This window comes from Phormidium sp. CCY1219 (assembly GCF_035615515.1).
Taxonomy (GTDB): Bacteria; Cyanobacteriota; Cyanobacteriia; order Cyanobacteriales; family Laspinemataceae; genus CCY1219.
In genome coordinates, this window is record NZ_JAJENT010000958.1 from 1 (window position 1) to 1,549 (window position 1,549).

Here is a 1,549-nt window from a genome sequence, read left to right on the forward strand (position 1 = left end):
GCCGGATGAGGTGAAAGTCTCATGTCCGGTTCTGAATGGGAGGTGAGGGTTGCGAAGCCCTCATCGACCCCTAATACCTGTCGCAGTCATGCTCCCGCAAGAAAAGCCAAGGCGCGATTTCAATCAAGCGCTGTTTATAGCGGTTCTCATAGTGGTGCGGTAAAGAATTTCTCACCGATTCGGTGCATTGGCGGTTGGGACAGATGAGAGTTGCCTACGACATTAATTTGAAATCCGCTATAACTATGAAGTCATCCAGCTAAATCGGCTCCACTGGCAAACTTTTCGGGACCGCAATAACGCGATCGCCTGTGCGCTAATGGTCAAAATGCAGATGGAAACCGCCCAACAACCCTCGGTCAAGCTAGAATGTTTGCGAATGCTCAATCCCCTGGAACTCGATCCAGCTCGCACCCAGTTAATTTCCGGATTTATCGATATCTACCTGCGACTAAATCCAGAAGAAGAAGCCGCATTTCAAGAACAGTTGAGTGCCATTTTACCAATAGAACAGGAGGAAGTTATGGAAATCGTCACCAGTTGGATGGAAAAAGGTATCGAACAGGGCCGCCAAGAGGCAATGCAACAAGAAGCTTTATTGCTGGTTCAGCGTTTACTGAATCTCCGTCTCGGTACGATTTCTCCCGAGTTATATTCGGCGGGGCAACAGTTATCAAAAGTGCAGTTAGAAGCATTAACCGAAGCGTTGCTGGATTTTTCCAGTGAAGCTGACTTAGGTGCTTGGTTGCGAAACCATCGCACCACCGATTAAAGCCGTTGAACGAATACCTTGCATCCCTCTGATTAACCCAACAATCGCCGGTAAACCAATTCCCCGGCGAATCCCTCACCCAATCCTCACCCCACCGGATTGTTCATCAATCCAAACCACCCCACTCCACCCTCGCATATCCCTGCTTTGCTTTGACACCCGCCAATTGGTGCAAACTGGCAGCTTTTCCTTCCCAGTTGCCGGTGCGTTCCTCCAGTTTTATCGCTTCGGCGTAAAGTAACATCGCCTCCTCCAGTTGCCCTCGGTTGGCGCTCAGGGTTGCCAGTGGGTGCAACATCGTCGCTTTCTGCTGCAGGTTGTCCATCGGTTGGTTCGGTTCCCTCCATTTAGTGTGAAAAAGCGCTTTCCCTCACTTCCCGATTCAAAAAAATCGCCGCCCGGATGTCCCCTGCAGTTGCTTCCATACCCACCCGGGAGGGCGTAACCCGCGATACTCCAGTGTGGCATCACCCCCTCCATTGTGCCATTTTCCTACCCCAGTTATGGCGGGCCTCCCGCAACCTTACTGCTGCTGTAGCTGCTGCACCTGTGCGATTGTTTCCCGCACTTTCTCCGCTTCGGGAGAACGCAGATGCTCTAGGATGGCGAGAGACTCCTGCATATAATTCAAGCCCGTGGTAAAATCACCTTGGATTGCCAGTAGTTGTCCGAGGTTAGCCAAACTCGCCGCTTTCCCTTCCAAGTTGCCGATGCGTTCGCAGAGTTCCAAGGATTCGGTGAGAAGGGCGATCGCCGCCTCGTTTTCCCCAAGCTGTC

3 protein-coding genes are annotated in these 1,549 nt (G+C 51.8%); 1 reads left to right on the forward strand and 2 read right to left on the reverse strand.

Features of this window, described 5'->3' with window-relative positions:
* The first annotated feature begins 319 nt into the window (after nt 1-319).
* Nucleotides 320-772 (forward strand): DUF4351 domain-containing protein, encoded by a 453-nt coding sequence (locus tag LKK83_RS30850; RefSeq protein WP_324635294.1) that lies wholly within the window; start codon nt 320-322, stop codon nt 770-772.
* Nucleotides 773-878: 106 nt separating this feature from the next.
* Here LKK83_RS30850 and LKK83_RS30855 read toward each other — a convergent pair whose 3' ends face one another.
* Both LKK83_RS30855 and LKK83_RS30860 read right to left on the reverse strand, forming a co-directional pair.
* A complete protein-coding gene (locus LKK83_RS30855; RefSeq protein WP_324635295.1) occupies nt 879-1,097 on the reverse strand; it encodes a hypothetical protein in 219 nt (72 codons plus the stop codon).
* Nucleotides 1,098-1,295: 198 nt separating this feature from the next.
* Nucleotides 1,296-1,549: tetratricopeptide repeat protein (locus LKK83_RS30860; protein ID WP_324635296.1), on the reverse strand; the 254-nt coding region annotated here is incomplete at its 5' end.